Source organism: Brevibacillus humidisoli (assembly GCF_020923435.1).
Classification (GTDB): Bacteria; Bacillota; Bacilli; order Brevibacillales; family Brevibacillaceae; genus Brevibacillus_E; species Brevibacillus_E humidisoli.
This window is the reverse complement of sequence record NZ_CP087263.1, coordinates 951,996-967,925: the sequence shown is the minus strand read 5'-3', so window position 1 is coordinate 967,925 and position 15,930 is coordinate 951,996. Positions and strand designations below refer to the sequence as shown.

Below are 15,930 nucleotides of genomic sequence, written 5' to 3'. Positions count from 1 at the left end.
GGGAATGTGAGGTCAGAAGAGCACATACCATCTGCAAGGAGGTGACTACCACATGGCAGATCGTCGAGAACGCTCCGGCTATACCGCACGTCAGGCAGTAAAAGCGATTCAACAAACTTCTCCAGATTCGTCAGCCAATCTCGACTCTACAGCGTTCGCCAGCGAGAATGCAGCGGAAGCAAGAGAGCAAAATCAGATGTTCCCCGCTCCCGGCAAACGAGCTGTGCAAAACAACACCAGGAAATAATGGGCTATTGCCAAAAGCAGTTTGCCAGTTTGCCGCCAGTTGTATATTTTCCCGCCATATACGCCACAATACCTTTGGAGGTGGGTACAATGCCAAGTGTTATGGAAGCAGTAACGTCTACCATGCAAGGCTTGATGGAGAAAGACCCCGACCAGCCGCTGCATATCGGGGAGGCGATGGCTTGCTGGACCTATCGAGGTGCCTTAAAAGAAGCGATCGTCATGGAGCAGACCGGCCTCAACACGACAACCGATGACGAGTTGAAGCACATTCTGAATGAAGCGATTGAGATGTGTTCCCGACAAGTAGAGCGGCTGGATGAGTTTATGAAACAAGAAGGTGTTCCAATACCGCCGACGTCACCAAGCCGCCCCCAATCAGATCCAAGCGCCGTACCGTTGGGGGTAAAGGCAAATGATCCGGAAATCGCCAACGGGATTGCCGCAAAAGTGGCGAGCGCCATTACCGCATGTGCAACCGCGGCCGCAGGATCAGTCCGAAACGATGTAGGGTTGATGTGGACGGAGTTTCAAGCGGAGCAGCTAACCTTTGCTGCTACCCTGAAAAATGTCATGCGAAAAAGAGGATGGCTCATGATGCCGCCGCCATTTACCCCACCTGGGGTACCTGGAGAGTAAACAGATGTGCGCGCAACCGACTCGCAGTCACGAGTCGGTTTTATTGATCGAACGGGAGGTGAGAGACGTAATGCCAGATCAAAACCAGGAAAATACGGCCAAATCGATCCATGCCGTCTCCGGCAACTATTATCCCGTCGGTGCCACTGGTGGTTCTATCCCGGACAGACAGGACGAACAAAAACCCGAAGTGACATCAGCAAACTTGGAAATGGACCATCTGTTTTACCGGGATCAACAGAAAAATCGTTTCGGCGGTGATCCCTACCTTTACAACAATACACCGGCAGTAAACATAAACCGGGCTGATGAATCATGAGCTTGTTTGTCTGCCCTAGAGAAGCCTGCACAAAGAAGCCTGTAAACCCGCACCAGATTGGAGCGAGTCTACAGGCTGTTTGTCATACCTCAGTCTTTATTTTTTCGTAACCAGTTCCAATTCGACCGGGATGAATTCATCCACAGTCTCTCCTTTGGCTACCTTGATTGCTGTCTCGACAGCTGTTTCCCCGATTAAGTCCGGTTTTTGGGCGACCGTAGCTGCCATCTTGCCTTCATTGACAGCCTTCACAGCATCTTCGGTCGCGTCGAAACCAACAACCATAACGTCGGTCAATCCTGCAGCCTCAAGGGCCTGTACAGCACCCAGCGCCATCTCATCGTTGTGGGCAAAGACTGCCTGGATATCCTGATTTGCCTGCAGGATATTCTCCATTACACTCAACCCTTTGGCGCGGTCAAAATCTGCCGGTTGCTTGGCCACGACCTTAACGCCTTCATGGCCGTCGACAGCGGAGTGGAATCCTTCTCCACGGTCACGGGCTGCTGACGTCCCCGGGATCCCTTCCAGTTCTACAAGATTCCCCTTCTTGTCGAGACTCTGCAGGATGTACTCTCCTGCCAGCAAACCACCTTTCACATTGTCAGAGGCAATATGCGCCACCACTTTACCGCCTTCTGCGGAACGGTCAACGGTGATGACCGGGATGTTTGCCTGGTTGGCCGACTCGACAGCTGTCACGATTGCCGCCCCATCAGTCGGGTTGATCAAAATAACATCTACTTTTTGCTGAATCAAATCTTCGACGCCGCTCACTTGTTTGGCCGTATCATCCTGGGCATCGACCACAATCAGCTCAACGCCCGCTTCCTGTGCCGCTTTTTGGGCCCCTTCCTTCAAAGTGACGAAAAAGGGATTGTTCAGAGTGGAAATGGCCAAGCCGACCGTTACCTTGTCATCCGGCGCCGCTCCCTCTTGTGGTTGCGGCTCTCCACTATTCTCCAGACTGGACTGAGTGGAGCACCCCGTGAGGACCGCAAACAGCATCATCGAAGCCAAGCCAAGTTTCAACAGCTTATTCATCTTTGTTCCCCCTTGCTTTTGTTATTTGTTTATTTTGGATCGGTCGAGCAATACCGCCAACAGAATGACCCCACCCTTTACCACGAGCTGGTAAAAGGAAGAGACGTTGAGCAGATTGAGACCGTTGTCCAACACACCGATAATCATGGCACCAATCAAGGTTCCGACAATCCAACCCTTGCCTCCGGCCAAGCTAGTTCCCCCGAGTACGACGGCCGCAATCGCGTCCAGTTCATACGAGGTACCCGCCGTTGGCTGCGCCGAGTTGAGCCGGGAGGTGAGAATAATCCCGCTCAGGGCTGCCAGCAGACCACTAATCGCATAGACGACGATTTTCACCTTTACCGTACTCACTCCGGAAAGCCGCGTCGCCTCCTCATTGCTGCCTAAGGCGTACACATGCCGTCCGAAGGTGGAATATTTCAAAATGATATACAAAATCGCAAATGAGAGGAGCATCCAGATCACCGGCATCGGGATTTCCAGGAAGAACCCCTTGCCCAGCATCGCGAAGCCGTCCGGCAGACCGGTAATCGGCCTTCCCTCGGTATAAACCAGAGTCAGTCCCCTAAACAGGGTCATCGTGGCCAGTGTAGCGATAAACGGGGCCACTTTCCATTTGGCAATCACCACGCCGTTTGCCGCACCCATGATCCCACCGGCAGCAAGGCCAACCAGCACGGCCAAGGTAGGGTCCATTCCGCCACTCATCAGCCCGGCCGTCAGCGCTGCGGATAAGGCGAGGATGGAACCGACAGAGAGATCGATCCCGCCAGTCAGAATGACAAATGTCATTCCGAAGGCAATCAACGCATTAATGGAAATCTGCCGAAGAACGTTAAAAATATTGCCAACGGTGAAAAAGTTGTCACTGAGAAAGCTTAGGACGACCACGATCAGGGCAAGTCCCAGCAGGGGTCCCATCCGCTGAAGCAAGTTTCCGCTTCGCCGCACTGTCTTCTGTCGTTCACTGTGCTGTTGCATGCAAACTCCCTCCTCCCGCTGCAGCATGCATGATTTTTTCCTGTGTAGCTTCCTCATGCGCAAACTCTCCCGTCACACGCCCTTCATGCATCACCAGGATACGGTCGCTCATCCCCAGCACCTCTGGCATCTCCGAAGAAATCATGATGATCGCTACACCTGAACGAACCAATTGACCCATCAGTTCGTACAGTTCTTTTTTGGCTCCAATGTCGACACCTCTGGTCGGCTCGTCGAGAATCAGGATTTTTGGATTAACAGCCAGCCATTTGCCAATGACGACCTTCTGCTGATTCCCCCCGCTCAACGAACCAACGGTTTTCTCACCATCCGTTGTTTTGATCGACAACTGCTTGATCGTTTGCTCCGCCAGCTTCGTCTCCGCCTCACCCTTGACGAATCCGTAAGCGGACAGCGTGTTGAGATTGGGCAGGGCCAGGTTTTCTCGGATCGAAAGCGATAAGATCAGTCCTTCTTCCTTCCGATTTTCTGTCACCAAGGCAATCCCTGCTTGAATCGCATCAAACGGCCGCTTAATGGTGACCTGACGGTTGTCGACATAGATGCTTCCTTGTTCCAGCGGATCGATGCCAAACAGCGCTCTCGCCAATTCGGTTCGTCCCGCTCCCATCAGACCGGCGATTCCGAGAATTTCACCGCTGCGTACCGATAGGGAGACGTTGTGCAGTTTCCCTCTCACCGAGAGGTTTTCCACCCGCAGACGTTCCGGGCCAGGCTGCACCTCTACTTTTGGAAACCGCTCCGTAATCTCACGTCCCACCATCATCTGCACAAGCTCCTCCATACTGGTCTCACCCGTCCGCCTTGTCCCGACGTAGTGACCATCCCGCAACACCGTTATTCTATCGCAGACCTGAAAGATTTCCTCCATGCGATGAGAAATGTAAATCATGCCGACACCTTGCTTTTTAAGGGACGCAATCACCTCAAACAAAGCGTCGATCTCACGGTTTGTCAAAGCAGCTGTCGGCTCGTCCAGCACCAAAATATCTGCCTGCATGGAGAGCGCCTTGGCGATCTCCACCATCTGCTGCTGTCCAACTGACAACTCCCCTACCAATGTATCGGGGTGAAGATCGATCCCCAACTGGTTAAGGGCATCTTTCGCCTGCTTTCTCATCTGCTTCCGGTTGATCAGTTTCGTTCCTTTGATCGTCCATTCCCGTCCCAGAAAAATATTCTCAGCAACAGTTAGGTCGGGAACCAGGTTCAACTCTTGATGAATGATCGCGATGCCTAGTTGGGCGGCGAGGTCGGTCGTCATTTTAGACACTGACTCTCCCTTTACCTGAATCGATCCGCTGTCTCGACTGTAGATGCCGCCGAGGATCTTCATCAAGGTGGACTTCCCCGCGCCATTTTCTCCCATCAAGGCGTGCACTTCACCGCTAAGCAGAGAAAATTGCACCTGCTGCAATACGTGTACACCGGAAAACGACTTGCTGATTTCTTTCATTTCCAGAAGAGATTCGGTCATGCTGCATCCCACCTTTAAAAGATGACCCCTGATTCCAGAATAACGTTGGCATAGGGGGAGCACTCACCTGTTCGAATAATCGCTTTCGCGCCATGCGTCAACTTTTTCAATTCTGTATGGCTAAGACAGATCTGCGCTACATCGGGCAACAACGCTTGCGAGCGCTGCCACAGCTCATTGTTTTTTGCTTTGATCTCATCGGCCCAATATGCTTTTTCTACTTGCATCTCCTGCAATACGGCCTCCAGGGTGAGCAAAAAAGAGGGCGTCCCAGGCGTTAGGGCCAGGTCAATCCGCTCGACATGGTCTGGTATCGGCAGTCCTGCGTCACAGATGACGATGCGGTCCGTATGCCCCAACTCGCTAATCACTTTGGAGATTTGACTATTTAATATTCCGATTTTCTTCATTGTTCCCACCTATGTGCCGGTTTGAATTGACTCACTTCATCGCGTGTGGGCATCCCCTGCTGTGCGCCAAGTTTCGTGACAGCAAGGGCAGCCACCTGATTGGCAAAAGATACGGCATCGGCCAGCGATTTCCCCATCGCCAGCGAACAGGCGACGGCGGCGTTGAAGGAGTCTCCGGCCCCAGTAGTGTCGACGACCTGCACCTTGTATCCCGGGACCGTCCCTCTCTGCCCATCGCGTGTCATGTATGCCGCTCCTTTTGCACCGAGTGTTGTGATAACGCTTTCGATTCCCTTGTCCAAAAGAGAACGCATCGCTCGTTCCAGCTGAAGATCGCTATCGGGATCGATTCCGGACAGCAGCGCAAGCTCTGACTCGTTGGGGATGATGACGTCAATGTTGGCCAACAACTGGTCTGATAGCTGACGAGCCGGAGCCGGGTTGAGTATCACTTTCTTTCCGCAGCGCTTCGCCATATCGGCTGCATACTCCACCGTTTCGATTGGGATCTCCAGCTGCAGCAGAACTACGTCAGCCTCCTCGATCAAGGAATGGTGATCCTCGACATCCTCGGGAAGACAGCAGGCGTTAGCTCCCGGAACCACGATGATGCTGTTGTCCCCCTGTGCGAGCAGAATGGAAGCAACACCCGTCGGCGTCCCCTCGATAACCTTCAGTGCGCCGGAATGAACGCCGTTGGCCGTGAGGGACTCTGTCAATTGGCTGCCAAATGCGTCACGTCCGACTGTCCCGATCATGGCGACGTGCGCTCCCAGTCTGGCAGCGGCCACGGCCTGATTGGCCCCCTTGCCGCCAGGAATAAAGTGAATGTTTTGTCCTGACACGGTTTCCCCCATCTTCGGCGGGCGATCCGCCTCCACGACCAGATCCATATTGATGCTGCCCACTACAACAACGTTTGGTTGGTGCTTCATCTCATCACCTTCTTCTGTGTCGAGTCTCTCTGGATTAACTTCACATCCAATTCAAACAGTTCCGAAACAGCTGCAGCCGTCTCAATTTTCTGGATCAGGATGGATGCAGCCAACTCTCCCATCTCGTAGATCGGCTGTGCCACCGTGGTTAGTTCGGGTTCAGCAATTTCGGTCAGCGAAATGCCGTCAAAGCCGCATATTGCGATTTGCTCCGGGACCTTGATCCCTCTTCGCTTTAAGCCTTTTAAGGCTCCCAATGCCATCAAGTCATTGCCGGCGAAGATTCCGTCTACATCAGGATGTCTGCTCAGCAACTCTTCTACAGCCGCCATCCCTCCATCTATGCGAAAGTATCCGGGGATCATCAGGCTGGGAGAAAACCAGCCAAAATGCTTGGCCACATCCTCGTAGCCGCGCAGGCGGTCTTTTGCAGTAATCAGCTCTTGTGGACCGTAGAGGTGGGCCACTTTGCTGCAGCCGATCTCCAGCAGATGCTTCACAGCCATTTTCGCCCCTTCAAAGTTTTTGGAACGCACAACGCTGTATGCCTCATGGGACGAGGCGCGGTCCAGAACAACCAATGGAAGGTTGTCTCGTTTCATCTGCTCGATATCTTCCTGCACCAATGTATTGGATGCAAAGATGATGCCGTCGATGTACTTTTTCTTCAGTACCTCAATGTACAGCTTCTCCTTTGGCCCCTGATCATCGGAGTTGCACAATATTACGGTAAACCCGCTCCGCTGTGCAACGTCCTCAACGCCTCTCGCCAATTCCGGAAAAAACGGGTTGGAGATGTCCGGCAGAATCAAACCGATTGTCCCCGTCCGTTTGCCAGCCAATCCCCTGGCCACTGCATTTGGCTCATACTGCAGCTGCTGCATCGCCTTTCGTACTTTTTGTTCCGTCTCGCTGTTCACATAGCCGTTCTTGTTCAACACTCTGGAAACGGTTGCAACAGAAACTCCGGCCAGTTTGGCCACGTCTCGAATAGTTGCCATAATCCATCATCACATCCATGTGTAACCGGTTACACATTGAGTAAAAAATAAAAGGCAATCATACCTTTTCAATAGATGTAACCGGTTTCTTATCTAGTTTCAGTATACGGGTCGCTTTTGCAGGATGTCAAGAGTTTCTTGGCTGCTGAAATGCTGGGATTGCCTGCAAAAAGCAGATCCCCTCGTTCTCTTGCGCTTCGTTTACGTGGAAGCAGAACTGCTTGCCGCATTCTGTCTTTTTTGAATCGCATGCATCCCCATCACGACACAGATCAACTCATAGCTGTCCAACTGCTCCGATCGGTTCTCCAAACAGAACGCTCCGGAAGAGAACCATCCGCTGACTCTCTCGAAGCGGGCCACCTGATGCCCCGCATCATCAAATACGTCATACTCCTTGGAGAAAGCGGGCGAGGTAATGGTATAGCTTGCACCGCCCGCCGTTTCATACGTGTACTTTTTCGTAAAAAAAGAAAACCGGCTGCGCAGTACGCCCAATCCTCGTCCATCGGCCACGACAATCTCCCATTTATTTGAGAAAAAACGAAACTTGCCGCTGGCAGCCACACTGCCGTCCTCTCGATAGACGTCGACAGAAGATTTGAATGCACTTTTTAGATCCAGTTCGCCTGCCTCTGCTCCCGCTTCATTCAGAATCTCCGTACGCCCTGAACTGAAAAAGTTATCTCGAAAGTAAAGTTTCAATGCGCTCTCCTCCTCTTCTTATTATGTACGAGCGATTACCATAAACGGTTGCACGCTTTCCCATAACAGCGCGACTTAGCTGCAGCAACCTGATGGACATGGACAAAGCCTAATTCTGGTCAGCTAGTGTGCCACAGTCTGATTTAGACTGATGAGCATCTTGCCTGTAGCCTGGCACCCCGGCTATTCGGTCATTCGCTGCAACTATATATGAAACGGATCAACTAGATCTCTTTTTGCTATTTTTTCTTATTAACAGGAAAGGCTTTTTTGTATTAAAATGATCAAGGTGAATCCGCTTTCACAATCCGACCATACCTCGATACCAAAACGAAACAGGTGATGAAACTATGATGAAGCAATCACAGGCACAGAATCAGACCTATCATGCTGCCCATTGTCTAAAATTCCTAATCCCTTCTCTCATCGGTATCTTCTTGTTCATGATCCCGATTCAGTCGGGAGACAGCATGACGATCCCGGTCGCCCTCTTGGCCAACAACTTGCAAGAGATGTTTGCCGGCGTTTTGCCCGCTGTCGCGACGGTAATCATGCTGCTGACTGTTCTGTTTACCCTGCTTGCCAAGTCGATTCGTCCCGCCTTTATCCTCAATCGTCCCTTTTTAAAAAATCTGTTTGACGTGCAGCCCTTATGGGTAGTAACGCGCGTATTGGGCTTGATCTTTGCCATTCTCACCCTGTTTCAATGGGGGCCCGAATGGATCTGGTCCGAGAACACCGGCGGTCTTTTGCTGATGAGCCTCATTCCCTTGCTGGTCACCGTGTTCATCTTTGCCGGCCTGTTCATGCCCTTATTGATGGACTTCGGCCTGTTGGAGATGACAGGGGCTCTGCTGACCCGCTTGATGCGGCCGCTGTTCACCCTACCCGGACGAGCCTCCATCGATTGTCTCGTCTCTTGGCTCGGAGATGGTACAGTGGGCGTCTTGTTGACCAACAAGCAGTATGAGGACGGCTTTTACACCAAAAGGGAAGCGGCCATCATCGGTACGACGTTCTCCGTCGTCTCGATCACATTTACGATCATCGTGCTGGAGCAAATGGAGCTGGGCCATCTGTTTGGTCCCTACTATTTGACCATAGCCCTGGCCGGGTTTGTGGCAGCGATTATTCTCCCGCGTATCCCTCCACTCTCCCGCAAAGCGGACACGTATTATCAGGAATCAGGGAAGCTGGACGAAACGGTTCCGGAAAACACGTCCGTGTGGAAATGGGGTGTCCAAAAGGCGGTGGAGCGAGCCGCAGGAAATCAATTCTCGCGCATCTTCGCCAACGGGCTGAAAAACGTCCTCGATATGTGGATGGGCGTCCTGCCGGTTGTGATGGCCTTGGGGACACTGGCAGTGATCATCGCCGAATACACCCCGGTTTTTCAATGGCTGGGCGCTCCGTTTATTCCGCTGCTGACGCTGCTTAACATCCCTGAGGCTGCAGAGGCGGCCCAAACGATCGTAGTCGGTTTTGCCGATATGTTCTTGCCCGCCGTGATCGGGAGCAGCATCATTGAAAGTGAGATGACGCGGTTTGTGATCGCTTGCGTCTCCGTCACCCAGTTGATCTACATGTCGGAAGTAGGGGGACTATTGTTAGGCTCCAAAGTACCGGTCAACTTTAAAGATTTGCTCATCATCTTCCTGCTGCGCACCTTGATTACCCTGCCGATCATCGCCTTGATGGCACACATTATCTTTTAATGTATACTCCATTCATTCCGATCTTGCTTATTTCTCCCGCTCTCGGGTGTCACCGTGCAGATGGTAACACCCGAGAGCGGCTTTTTCTTCCCAAACAAAAAAGAGAGGCAGCATCTGCCTCCCAGCAACGGTGGATAAAAGCTCGCTAGGTTTTTTACATGATCGTTGTTGTATGTTCCGTTGTATTCGTCGTGGTATGGAACTTCGCACCGGCTCATGCTTCGTTATGCTTTTCCATCTGCCTGAGTTCAATCCGTCGAATCTTGCCAGACGTGGTTTTCGGCAGTTCTGTCACAAACTGAATCTTCCGCGGGTATTTGTATGGCGCGGTCAACTGTTTCACATGCTGTTGCAGTTCTTGTACAAGCGGTTCATCTCCCACGTACCCTTCTTTCAGAACCACAAATGCCTTTACCACATGCCCCCGCTCAGGATCGGGACTGGCCACAGCAGCGCACTCGGCAACAGCCGGATGCTTCACCAGTGCATCTTCTACTTCAAACGGCCCGATCGTATAGCCGCCGGAGATAATGATGTCGTCCGCTCTCCCCTCAAACCAGATATAGCCGTCCTCATCCATCCTGCCCTGGTCCCCGGTCACATACCAATCCCCGCGAAATGCGCGAGCCGTCCGCTCTTCATCGTTCAGATACCCTTTAAACAGAGCGATCATACTCCGCTCAATGGCGATGTCGCCAACTTCTCCGACCGGCAGAGGATTTCCATCCTCATCTATAATAGCCGCGTTGACCACCGGAGACGGGCGTCCCATCGAACCAGGGCGCGGTTCCATGCCGACAAACGTACCGACAAGCAGCGTATTTTCCGTCTGTCCGTAGCCGTCCCGCACCGTCACCTGAAATTGTCGACGGAATGTGTCGATCACTTCCCGATTGAGCGGCTCTCCTGCTGAACAGGCGGATCGAAGCGCTTTCAATTGATAACGCCCCAAATCATGAACCTTGGCCATCAGCCGGTACTCCGTCGGGGTGGCGCATAGGACAGAGATCGGGTACTGATCCAACAGCGTCAGGTACGTCTCTGGCGAAAACCTGCCTTGGTAGACAAAAGCGGTTGCCCCTTTCCCCAAGACCGAAACAAATGGACTCCAGACCCACTTGGCCCATCCCGGCCCGGCGGTTGCCCAAACGAGATCGTCCTCTCTCGCATCCAGCCAGTGAGTACCAGCGACAGCCAGGTGAGCAAGCGGCCACCCATGCACATGCATCACCCCTTTTGGCCCGCCCGTCGTACCGGACGTATAGGAGAGAAAGGCTAACTCATCGGAACGGGTCTGCGCGGACTCAAACGTGTCAGCCGCCTGTTCGACCAACTGGTCCAAGGAGAGCCACCCTTCCCGTTCGCCGCCTCCGATCACAATCGTATGAGAGAGAGTCGAGCAGGCGGAGCGGATGGCATCCACCTCTTCGATCAATCCGGCAAAAGCGATAACAGCTTTGGCACCGGCGTGATTGATGCGGTATTCAATGTCTTTGCTGCGCAACATCTCCGAACCTGGCATGACAACCGCACCAAGCTTCAACAACGCGAGATAGATTCCATAAGCCTCCTTCCCCCTCGGCACCAGTACCAGCACCTTGTCGCCGCGCTCTACCCCCAGTGAAGCGAGCCCATTGGCGATTCGGTTGGAGTAGGCAGCTAGTTGGGCATAGGTGATCGTCTGCGAAACTCCCTCTGGATTGACCACGACAAGAGACGGCTTCTCGGGATGTGCCTGTGCGTACTGATCAACCTGTGCTCCGAAATTATAAAAGTCCGGTATTTCCACTTTTACTTGATCCACTGCCAACTTTTGCTTTTCAGACATTTGCACTCCCCCTTGATGGTTTTCTTATTACTTCTCTATATGTTTAAATATTCCCTTTTTGCCCACTAATCATATTATTGCCAACGTATAGTTGATGCCCGCGAGGTCAGTAAGTATCAGCATGTTCATAGATAGAGAAATGGAAATGGTCGGTTGAAAATGAAACGTTTTGTTTGCTCTCTCGTAAGAAAAATGACGAAACATTTGTGAGCTTCTTCTCATTGGTTTATTATAGGGAGATGGGGGTGTTGATTTGAAAAGTATAAAACCTGGCCGCAGCCGCTCTGCAATGGGCGCAGTCGGCAGTGTTTTTGCCGTATTGTTTGGAATTTTATGGACCGTGTTTGCATATGAGTTGACCCGAGACGCTCCGTTTCCGCTGGTTGGCATCATTTTCCCGGCTTTCGGCATCATCTTTATCGCGACAGGCATTGTTCAGGGCATTTTCCACTACAAAAATGCCACTTCCAAGGAGCGCATGTCGCTGTACGACATCGTCGATGCACGGGAAGAGGCGGATCCGCTCAACCACCGCTTCGGCAGCACTCCCGCCAACGAGCAAGAGCCTAGTGCAAAACCAACCGGATCATATTGTCCGTACTGTGGTTCCGCCGTAAAAGAAGATTTTCACTACTGTCCCAACTGCGGAAAGAGCATCACTGGCTGACCCGGATCAATTGGCTAGTGACTTCTCTCCCGGCTGCGGTTGGAGAGCGTTGTCTTGCACGGACGCAGTCTGATGATTCCTCCTCCCGAAAACCGCGGCTGCCGTTTTTGTGGAGGAGGAATCGTTTTGCTAGATTTAAAACAACATTAGGAGAACAGTAATGAAAATACTACCTTATCTAGTTTGGATAGGCATAACCCTGCTGCTAACGATTGTGTGGGTGTACCAGCCAGCTGACGGGGAAATCAACGAAGGAAGTTGGTGGCTGGCGGTCTATACTGTCATCCTCGGTACCATCCTCGCTCCAACCGTATCTCTGATGATCGCCGGGAAACCACGCTCTTCAAACGGATGGCTGCTATTGGTTTCTTCCACGTTAACGATATCTCTACTGTTGGGTATCGTTGTGGTCCTGACATCCTTTGAACGTTTCACAACCTTCTAAGTCATTCTTTATGATTGTGAATAGGTGAGCATTGTTACTTGTGGCCGTGGTTGGATCAAAGATTGGCCGTCTGCCGTCGTTTTTTCATTTCATCCAACATTCGTTGCCGAGCGATTTGAGGATTCAGTTCAGGGTTTATGATGTGTTGGACGTATTGTTTGGCACTGCTTTCGATCTGTTCGTCTGATGCCTGAACAGCACCGTACAGTTTGAAAGACGGGAGCATCGTCATACCGATTTGGTTGGCAAAGACCTGCAAAGGTCGAGTCAGCTCGCTGATCGTATAACCGATCAAGCCACCTGCTTGGTAAGAGTGTTCGGCACCACCGATCGAGATCGCAAGCAGAAGTTCTTTCCCAGCGAGCATTCTGCCTCCGGGACCGAACAGCCAAGCGGTGGTGAAGACTTCATCCAGCCATTGCTTCAACAACGGCGGTGTACTGTACCATTTGAGCGGGAACTGCAGCACAAGGCGATCGTGTTCGACGACCTGGGCTTGCTCGCGCTCGATGTTAAACGTTTTTTCCAGATACACAGCGTACAACTCGCGCACCGTTAGTTGATCGGAATATCTGCGCAATTCTGCCACCCACCGTTTGTTGACCCGTGATTGGCGCATATTGGGATGGGCAACGATAACCAGTATGTTCAAACGATCACCATCTCCTTTTCGTATCGGAAGGATAAGCACTCTATAAACTCGATTCACAGCAAGAAAGTTTTTTGACTAACACGAATGTCAATCATAAACACAAAAAAAAAATTACTCTGGCCTTACCACCGCTAGAGCCGATTCGATCACCTGCCCTAAGACCTCCTCTAGCTGTTTTTCCCTCTCTGTTTCCGATATTTCCTGCGAGCATAGCGTTTGCTGCAGTTGGTCCATGTAATGCATCCCCTGCGATACCGCGCCCCAGAATTGCATAGCCATCAAGCTGACATCGCCGCGCCGGATGGTTCCTTGATTGATCCCCTTCTCAATTGCTACTGCCATCGGTTGTACGAAGTTCTTCACCCAATCAAATGGCGAGAACGGTTCGTCCGTATACAAGTAAGGTATATCCAGGCTAATTCGCGTGTAAAAACGGGAGACCGCAGGCTCCTCCAATACTTGCTTGCAAACCGTCCGTGCATATTCTCTGAACAGATCAAGCACAGAACCCTCCTGTGCAAAATGCGCCTTCGTGAAGCGCTGACTCCTGTCCATCATGTACTCGTATAGTTTGCGGAACAAGGTTTGCTTGTTTTTAAAATAATGGTAAACAAGGCCACGCGCCAGACCAGCCCTCTCCGCGATTTCCCCAATCTCAGATGCGGCATACCCCTTTTCGGCATAGACGAGGATCGCTGCCTGCAAAATCTCTTGCTCTCGCTGCTTACGGATCTGTTCATTTTGTTCTTTTGAACGTGGCGTCATGTATAACTCCCTCCCTTCCATTGACATTCATGTCAATCAAAATAATATAGAAAACGGAGCGTTCTTGTCAACCCTGTACCGCTTGCAGCAGACACCTCAGGAGAATATCCCTTCTAACGTAGATATAAAAAAAGAGGCCTCTTTAGGAGGCCAATAGGAAGATGAAGGGTAACAAAGTTTGATGTAATAAATACTAACATAAAATGCCGGGATGTCAATAACGTTTTCAAATAACCTTGTTCATGTGTTATATAAATTTACACGTCTGCATCTTGATAGTCGATCTGCTCCCTAGTTTGATCGTGCTGCTGACAAGTGCGGCCCCATGTTGCTTCAACAAAAGAAAAAGGCTGCCTCGCCCAATCCAGGGCTTGCGCCTTTTCTGCAACAGCCATTCCCAACCTGCTCACTTGCCCAAAAACTCATGACTTTCTTTTAAGCCAAACTCTTTTTTACACTCATCGTAGTCCAGGTCCAACAAGTCGCAGCATCTTTTCACTTTTTCAAAGAAGTTGGCCGTGCTTTCGTCAACGGGAAGATCCCGTTTGCAGGCATACTCATTGAGCAGTTCGTACAATTCGGAAACAACTTTTACTCTGTCTACGCTGTTCATCTGGGTCAACACCTTTCGTCCGGGTGCGGCATCCGGCAATGCCACCCTGCCACTTTCTATTATTATACCACGTCTGCAGGGGTAACCAAACGGCCAGTCGGACCAGCGACAATCTTACCGTCTCTCATCACGGTCCGGCCGCGAACGATGGTGGCGACAGGGCTGCCCATTCCGGAAAACCGGTCAAACGCCGTCACTTTGCTTTTGCTGTGCAGTTCCTCCTGTTTAATGGTAAATGGCCGCTCCATATCGACGATTGTGATGTCGGCGTCCGTTCCTACCTGGAGTGAACCTTTTTGCGGATAAATCCCAAACAGCTTGGCTGGGTTTTCCGAGAGAAGCGCCACCACTTGTGAGAGTGTTAGTTTCTGCTCATGCACGGCGTTGAGCAGGAGCGGCGCAAGCGTCTCGACACCGCACATGCCGGCCGGGATCGACCATAGATCGCCTGCTTTTTCCTCTTCGGTGTGTGGGGCATGGTCAGAGCATGCCACGGAAATGACGCCTTCCCTAATTCCTTCCCACAATCTGTCCTGATCGGCCCGATACTTGACAGTGGGATACACCTTCATCGCCGGGCCAATCTTGGGATAATCTTCATTGCTTAAAAAGAGGTAGTGCGGACAGGTCTCCGCCGTGATCGGATACCCTTCGGCTTGGGCTTGTTTGATCAGATCAACCGCTTCTCCTGTGCTCACATGCAAGATGTGCAGCCGCGCTCCTGTCGCCTTTGCAAACGCGATGCCCGTTTGCACGGTTACTACTTCGGCCAGGTTGGGACGTCCTTCTAAAAATGCTTCGTAATCGCGCCGCCCGCTTGCCTCCACCTGTTTGGTCAGATGGTGAATCAGATCGCTGCTCTCGGCGTGAATCGCCAGAATCTGCCCGGTTTTGGCCACTTCCCGGAAGATTTCGTACACCTCGCCATCTGTAAAGGGCGGGATCACATCTTCCATCTCTGGTTTGTAGTTGTAGATCAATTGATACGTTTTGCTATGAACCGCATAGCCCCAGAAAAACTTGAATCCAATCACACCGGCTCGGTGCAGTTCCGCAATATCCTGCATGTTGAGGTGCCCCAGGCAAATCGCCCAGATGCCGAAGTCGACATGCGCCTTAGTCTCTAGATTGCTCACCTGCTTGTGATAGTTCGCCACGTTATTGAGCGGCGGGTTGGTGTTGGGCATCTCAAAGATCGTCGTGATCCCGCCTGCCGCCGCCGCTTGTGTAGAGTGATAGAAATCTTCCTTGTGCGTCGAACCGGGGTCGCGGGAGTGGACATGCACGTCGATCAAACCTGGCAAGATGTAGCGACCGGCGGCATCCGTCTCCTCTACAGCCTCTCCAGGCAGCGGTTGGTCTGATATCGCAGCGATTTTGCCATCCTTCACGTAAATATGACCCTGGTATATCCGATCTGTCGTCACGATGTAACCGTTGCGAATCACATGATCCCACTTCATC

Annotated in this window: 19 protein-coding genes; 6 read left to right on the top strand and 13 right to left on the bottom strand. The window is 51.8% G+C overall.

Annotation, left to right across the window (positions count from 1 at the left end):
* Positions 1–52: 52 nt before the first annotated feature.
* From LOK74_RS04725 to LOK74_RS04715, 3 genes are all read left to right on the top strand, one after another.
* Positions 53–247 carry a hypothetical protein gene (locus LOK74_RS04725; RefSeq protein WP_230045436.1) on the top strand — a complete coding sequence of 65 codons (195 nt, stop codon included), beginning with the start codon at positions 53–55 and terminating at the stop codon, positions 245–247.
* Positions 248–336: 89 nt separating this feature from the next.
* Positions 337–885: a DUF3231 family protein gene (locus tag LOK74_RS04720; RefSeq protein WP_230045435.1), complete on the top strand. Its 549-nt coding sequence runs from the start codon at positions 337–339 to the stop codon at positions 883–885.
* 4 nt (positions 886–889) lie between these two features.
* Entirely contained in the window at positions 890–1,204 is a 315-nt protein-coding gene (locus tag LOK74_RS04715) for a hypothetical protein (RefSeq protein ID WP_230045434.1), read from the top strand.
* A gap of 96 nt (positions 1,205–1,300) precedes the next feature.
* On the opposite strand, the gene rbsB is transcribed toward LOK74_RS04715, so the two are convergent.
* The 7 genes from rbsB to LOK74_RS04680 all read right to left on the bottom strand — a co-directional run bounded on the left by rbsB (position 1,301) and on the right by LOK74_RS04680 (position 7,781).
* On the bottom strand, positions 1,301–2,248 hold the full coding sequence (gene rbsB / locus LOK74_RS04710; protein WP_230045433.1) for a ribose ABC transporter substrate-binding protein RbsB: 948 nt from the start codon (positions 2,246–2,248) through the stop codon (positions 1,301–1,303).
* A 21-nt stretch (positions 2,249–2,269) separates the two neighbouring features.
* The gene (locus tag LOK74_RS04705) at positions 2,270–3,232 is read right to left on the bottom strand and encodes an ABC transporter permease subunit (RefSeq protein ID WP_230045432.1); all 963 of its coding nucleotides are present in this window, start codon (positions 3,230–3,232) and stop codon (positions 2,270–2,272) included.
* Positions 3,216–4,730 carry a sugar ABC transporter ATP-binding protein gene (locus LOK74_RS04700; protein WP_230045431.1) on the bottom strand — a complete coding sequence of 505 codons (1,515 nt, stop codon included), beginning with the start codon at positions 4,728–4,730 and terminating at the stop codon, positions 3,216–3,218. The genes LOK74_RS04705 and LOK74_RS04700 overlap by 17 nt, the downstream gene beginning before the upstream one ends.
* 14 nt (positions 4,731–4,744) lie before the next feature.
* Positions 4,745–5,140: a D-ribose pyranase gene (rbsD, locus tag LOK74_RS04695; protein ID WP_230045430.1), complete on the bottom strand. Its 396-nt coding sequence runs from the start codon at positions 5,138–5,140 to the stop codon at positions 4,745–4,747.
* Positions 5,137–6,075: a ribokinase gene (rbsK, locus tag LOK74_RS04690; protein WP_230045429.1), complete on the bottom strand. Its 939-nt coding sequence runs from the start codon at positions 6,073–6,075 to the stop codon at positions 5,137–5,139. Before rbsK ends, rbsD begins: the two co-directional genes overlap by 4 nt.
* The gene (locus tag LOK74_RS04685) at positions 6,072–7,076 is read right to left on the bottom strand and encodes a LacI family DNA-binding transcriptional regulator (protein ID WP_230045428.1); all 1,005 of its coding nucleotides are present in this window, start codon (positions 7,074–7,076) and stop codon (positions 6,072–6,074) included. Before LOK74_RS04685 ends, rbsK begins: the two co-directional genes overlap by 4 nt.
* Positions 7,077–7,277: 201 nt before the next feature.
* The gene (locus LOK74_RS04680) at positions 7,278–7,781 is read right to left on the bottom strand and encodes an LURP-one-related family protein (RefSeq protein WP_230045427.1); all 504 of its coding nucleotides are present in this window, start codon (positions 7,779–7,781) and stop codon (positions 7,278–7,280) included.
* 350 nt (positions 7,782–8,131) lie between these two features.
* Here LOK74_RS04680 and LOK74_RS04675 point away from each other — a divergent pair, with 350 nt between their 5' ends.
* Positions 8,132–9,496: a YjiH family protein gene (locus LOK74_RS04675; RefSeq protein WP_230045426.1), complete on the top strand. Its 1,365-nt coding sequence runs from the start codon at positions 8,132–8,134 to the stop codon at positions 9,494–9,496.
* A 214-nt stretch (positions 9,497–9,710) separates the two neighbouring features.
* Here the strand turns inward: LOK74_RS04675 and LOK74_RS04670 are convergent, their stop codons facing one another.
* Complete coding sequence (locus LOK74_RS04670; protein WP_230045425.1) at positions 9,711–11,324, bottom strand: acetate--CoA ligase; 1,614 nt, start codon at positions 11,322–11,324, stop codon at positions 9,711–9,713.
* Positions 11,325–11,577: 253 nt separating this feature from the next.
* On the opposite strand from LOK74_RS04670, the gene LOK74_RS04665 reads away from it, so the two are divergent.
* Positions 11,578–11,991 carry a zinc ribbon domain-containing protein gene (locus LOK74_RS04665; RefSeq protein ID WP_230045424.1) on the top strand — a complete coding sequence of 138 codons (414 nt, stop codon included), beginning with the start codon at positions 11,578–11,580 and terminating at the stop codon, positions 11,989–11,991.
* Positions 11,992–12,151: 160 nt separating this feature from the next.
* A complete protein-coding gene (locus LOK74_RS04660) occupies positions 12,152–12,436 on the top strand; it encodes a hypothetical protein (protein WP_230045423.1) in 285 nt (94 codons plus the stop codon).
* A 55-nt stretch (positions 12,437–12,491) separates the two neighbouring features.
* Here the strand turns inward: LOK74_RS04660 and LOK74_RS04655 are convergent, their stop codons facing one another.
* The 5 genes from LOK74_RS04655 to allB all read right to left on the bottom strand — a co-directional run bounded on the left by LOK74_RS04655 (position 12,492) and on the right by allB (position 15,929).
* A complete protein-coding gene (locus LOK74_RS04655) occupies positions 12,492–13,088 on the bottom strand; it encodes an NAD(P)H-dependent oxidoreductase (RefSeq protein WP_230045422.1) in 597 nt (198 codons plus the stop codon).
* A gap of 111 nt (positions 13,089–13,199) precedes the next feature.
* On the bottom strand, positions 13,200–13,853 hold the full coding sequence (locus LOK74_RS04650) for a TetR/AcrR family transcriptional regulator (protein WP_230045421.1): 654 nt from the start codon (positions 13,851–13,853) through the stop codon (positions 13,200–13,202).
* A gap of 257 nt (positions 13,854–14,110) precedes the next feature.
* Positions 14,111–14,248 carry a hypothetical protein gene (locus LOK74_RS04645; RefSeq protein WP_230045420.1) on the bottom strand — a complete coding sequence of 46 codons (138 nt, stop codon included), beginning with the start codon at positions 14,246–14,248 and terminating at the stop codon, positions 14,111–14,113.
* Between the two features lie 11 nt (positions 14,249–14,259).
* The gene (locus LOK74_RS04640; RefSeq protein WP_230045419.1) at positions 14,260–14,466 is read right to left on the bottom strand and encodes a hypothetical protein; all 207 of its coding nucleotides are present in this window, start codon (positions 14,464–14,466) and stop codon (positions 14,260–14,262) included.
* A 62-nt stretch (positions 14,467–14,528) separates the two neighbouring features.
* Entirely contained in the window at positions 14,529–15,929 is a 1,401-nt protein-coding gene (gene allB / locus LOK74_RS04635) for an allantoinase AllB (protein ID WP_230045418.1), read from the bottom strand.
* Position 15,930: the final 1 nt, after the last annotated feature.

What these genes read in the sequence shown, in the direction of transcription:
- LOK74_RS04725 (WP_230045436.1), top strand. Translation starts at nt 53, where the DNA reads ATGGCAGATCGTCGAGAACGCTCCGGCTATACCGCACGTCAGGCAGTA.
- LOK74_RS04720 (WP_230045435.1), top strand. Translation starts at nt 337, where the DNA reads ATGCCAAGTGTTATGGAAGCAGTAACGTCTACCATGCAAGGCTTGATG.
- LOK74_RS04715 (WP_230045434.1), top strand. Translation starts at nt 890, where the DNA reads ATGTGCGCGCAACCGACTCGCAGTCACGAGTCGGTTTTATTGATCGAA.
- rbsB (WP_230045433.1), bottom strand. Translation starts at nt 2,248, where the DNA reads ATGAATAAGCTGTTGAAACTTGGCTTGGCTTCGATGATGCTGTTTGCG.
- LOK74_RS04705 (WP_230045432.1), bottom strand. Translation starts at nt 3,232, where the DNA reads ATGCAACAGCACAGTGAACGACAGAAGACAGTGCGGCGAAGCGGAAAC.
- LOK74_RS04700 (WP_230045431.1), bottom strand. Translation starts at nt 4,730, where the DNA reads ATGACCGAATCTCTTCTGGAAATGAAAGAAATCAGCAAGTCGTTTTCC.
- rbsD (WP_230045430.1), bottom strand. Translation starts at nt 5,140, where the DNA reads ATGAAGAAAATCGGAATATTAAATAGTCAAATCTCCAAAGTGATTAGC.
- rbsK (WP_230045429.1), bottom strand. Translation starts at nt 6,075, where the DNA reads ATGAAGCACCAACCAAACGTTGTTGTAGTGGGCAGCATCAATATGGAT.
- LOK74_RS04685 (WP_230045428.1), bottom strand. Translation starts at nt 7,076, where the DNA reads ATGGCAACTATTCGAGACGTGGCCAAACTGGCCGGAGTTTCTGTTGCA.
- LOK74_RS04675 (WP_230045426.1), top strand. Translation starts at nt 8,132, where the DNA reads ATGATGAAGCAATCACAGGCACAGAATCAGACCTATCATGCTGCCCAT.
- LOK74_RS04670 (WP_230045425.1), bottom strand. Translation starts at nt 11,324, where the DNA reads ATGTCTGAAAAGCAAAAGTTGGCAGTGGATCAAGTAAAAGTGGAAATA.
- LOK74_RS04660 (WP_230045423.1), top strand. Translation starts at nt 12,152, where the DNA reads ATGAAAATACTACCTTATCTAGTTTGGATAGGCATAACCCTGCTGCTA.
- LOK74_RS04650 (WP_230045421.1), bottom strand. Translation starts at nt 13,853, where the DNA reads ATGACGCCACGTTCAAAAGAACAAAATGAACAGATCCGTAAGCAGCGA.
- LOK74_RS04645 (WP_230045420.1), bottom strand. Translation starts at nt 14,248, where the DNA reads ATGGCTGTTGCAGAAAAGGCGCAAGCCCTGGATTGGGCGAGGCAGCCT.
- LOK74_RS04640 (WP_230045419.1), bottom strand. Translation starts at nt 14,466, where the DNA reads ATGAACAGCGTAGACAGAGTAAAAGTTGTTTCCGAATTGTACGAACTG.
- allB (WP_230045418.1), bottom strand. Translation starts at nt 15,929, where the DNA reads ATGAAGTGGGATCATGTGATTCGCAACGGTTACATCGTGACGACAGAT.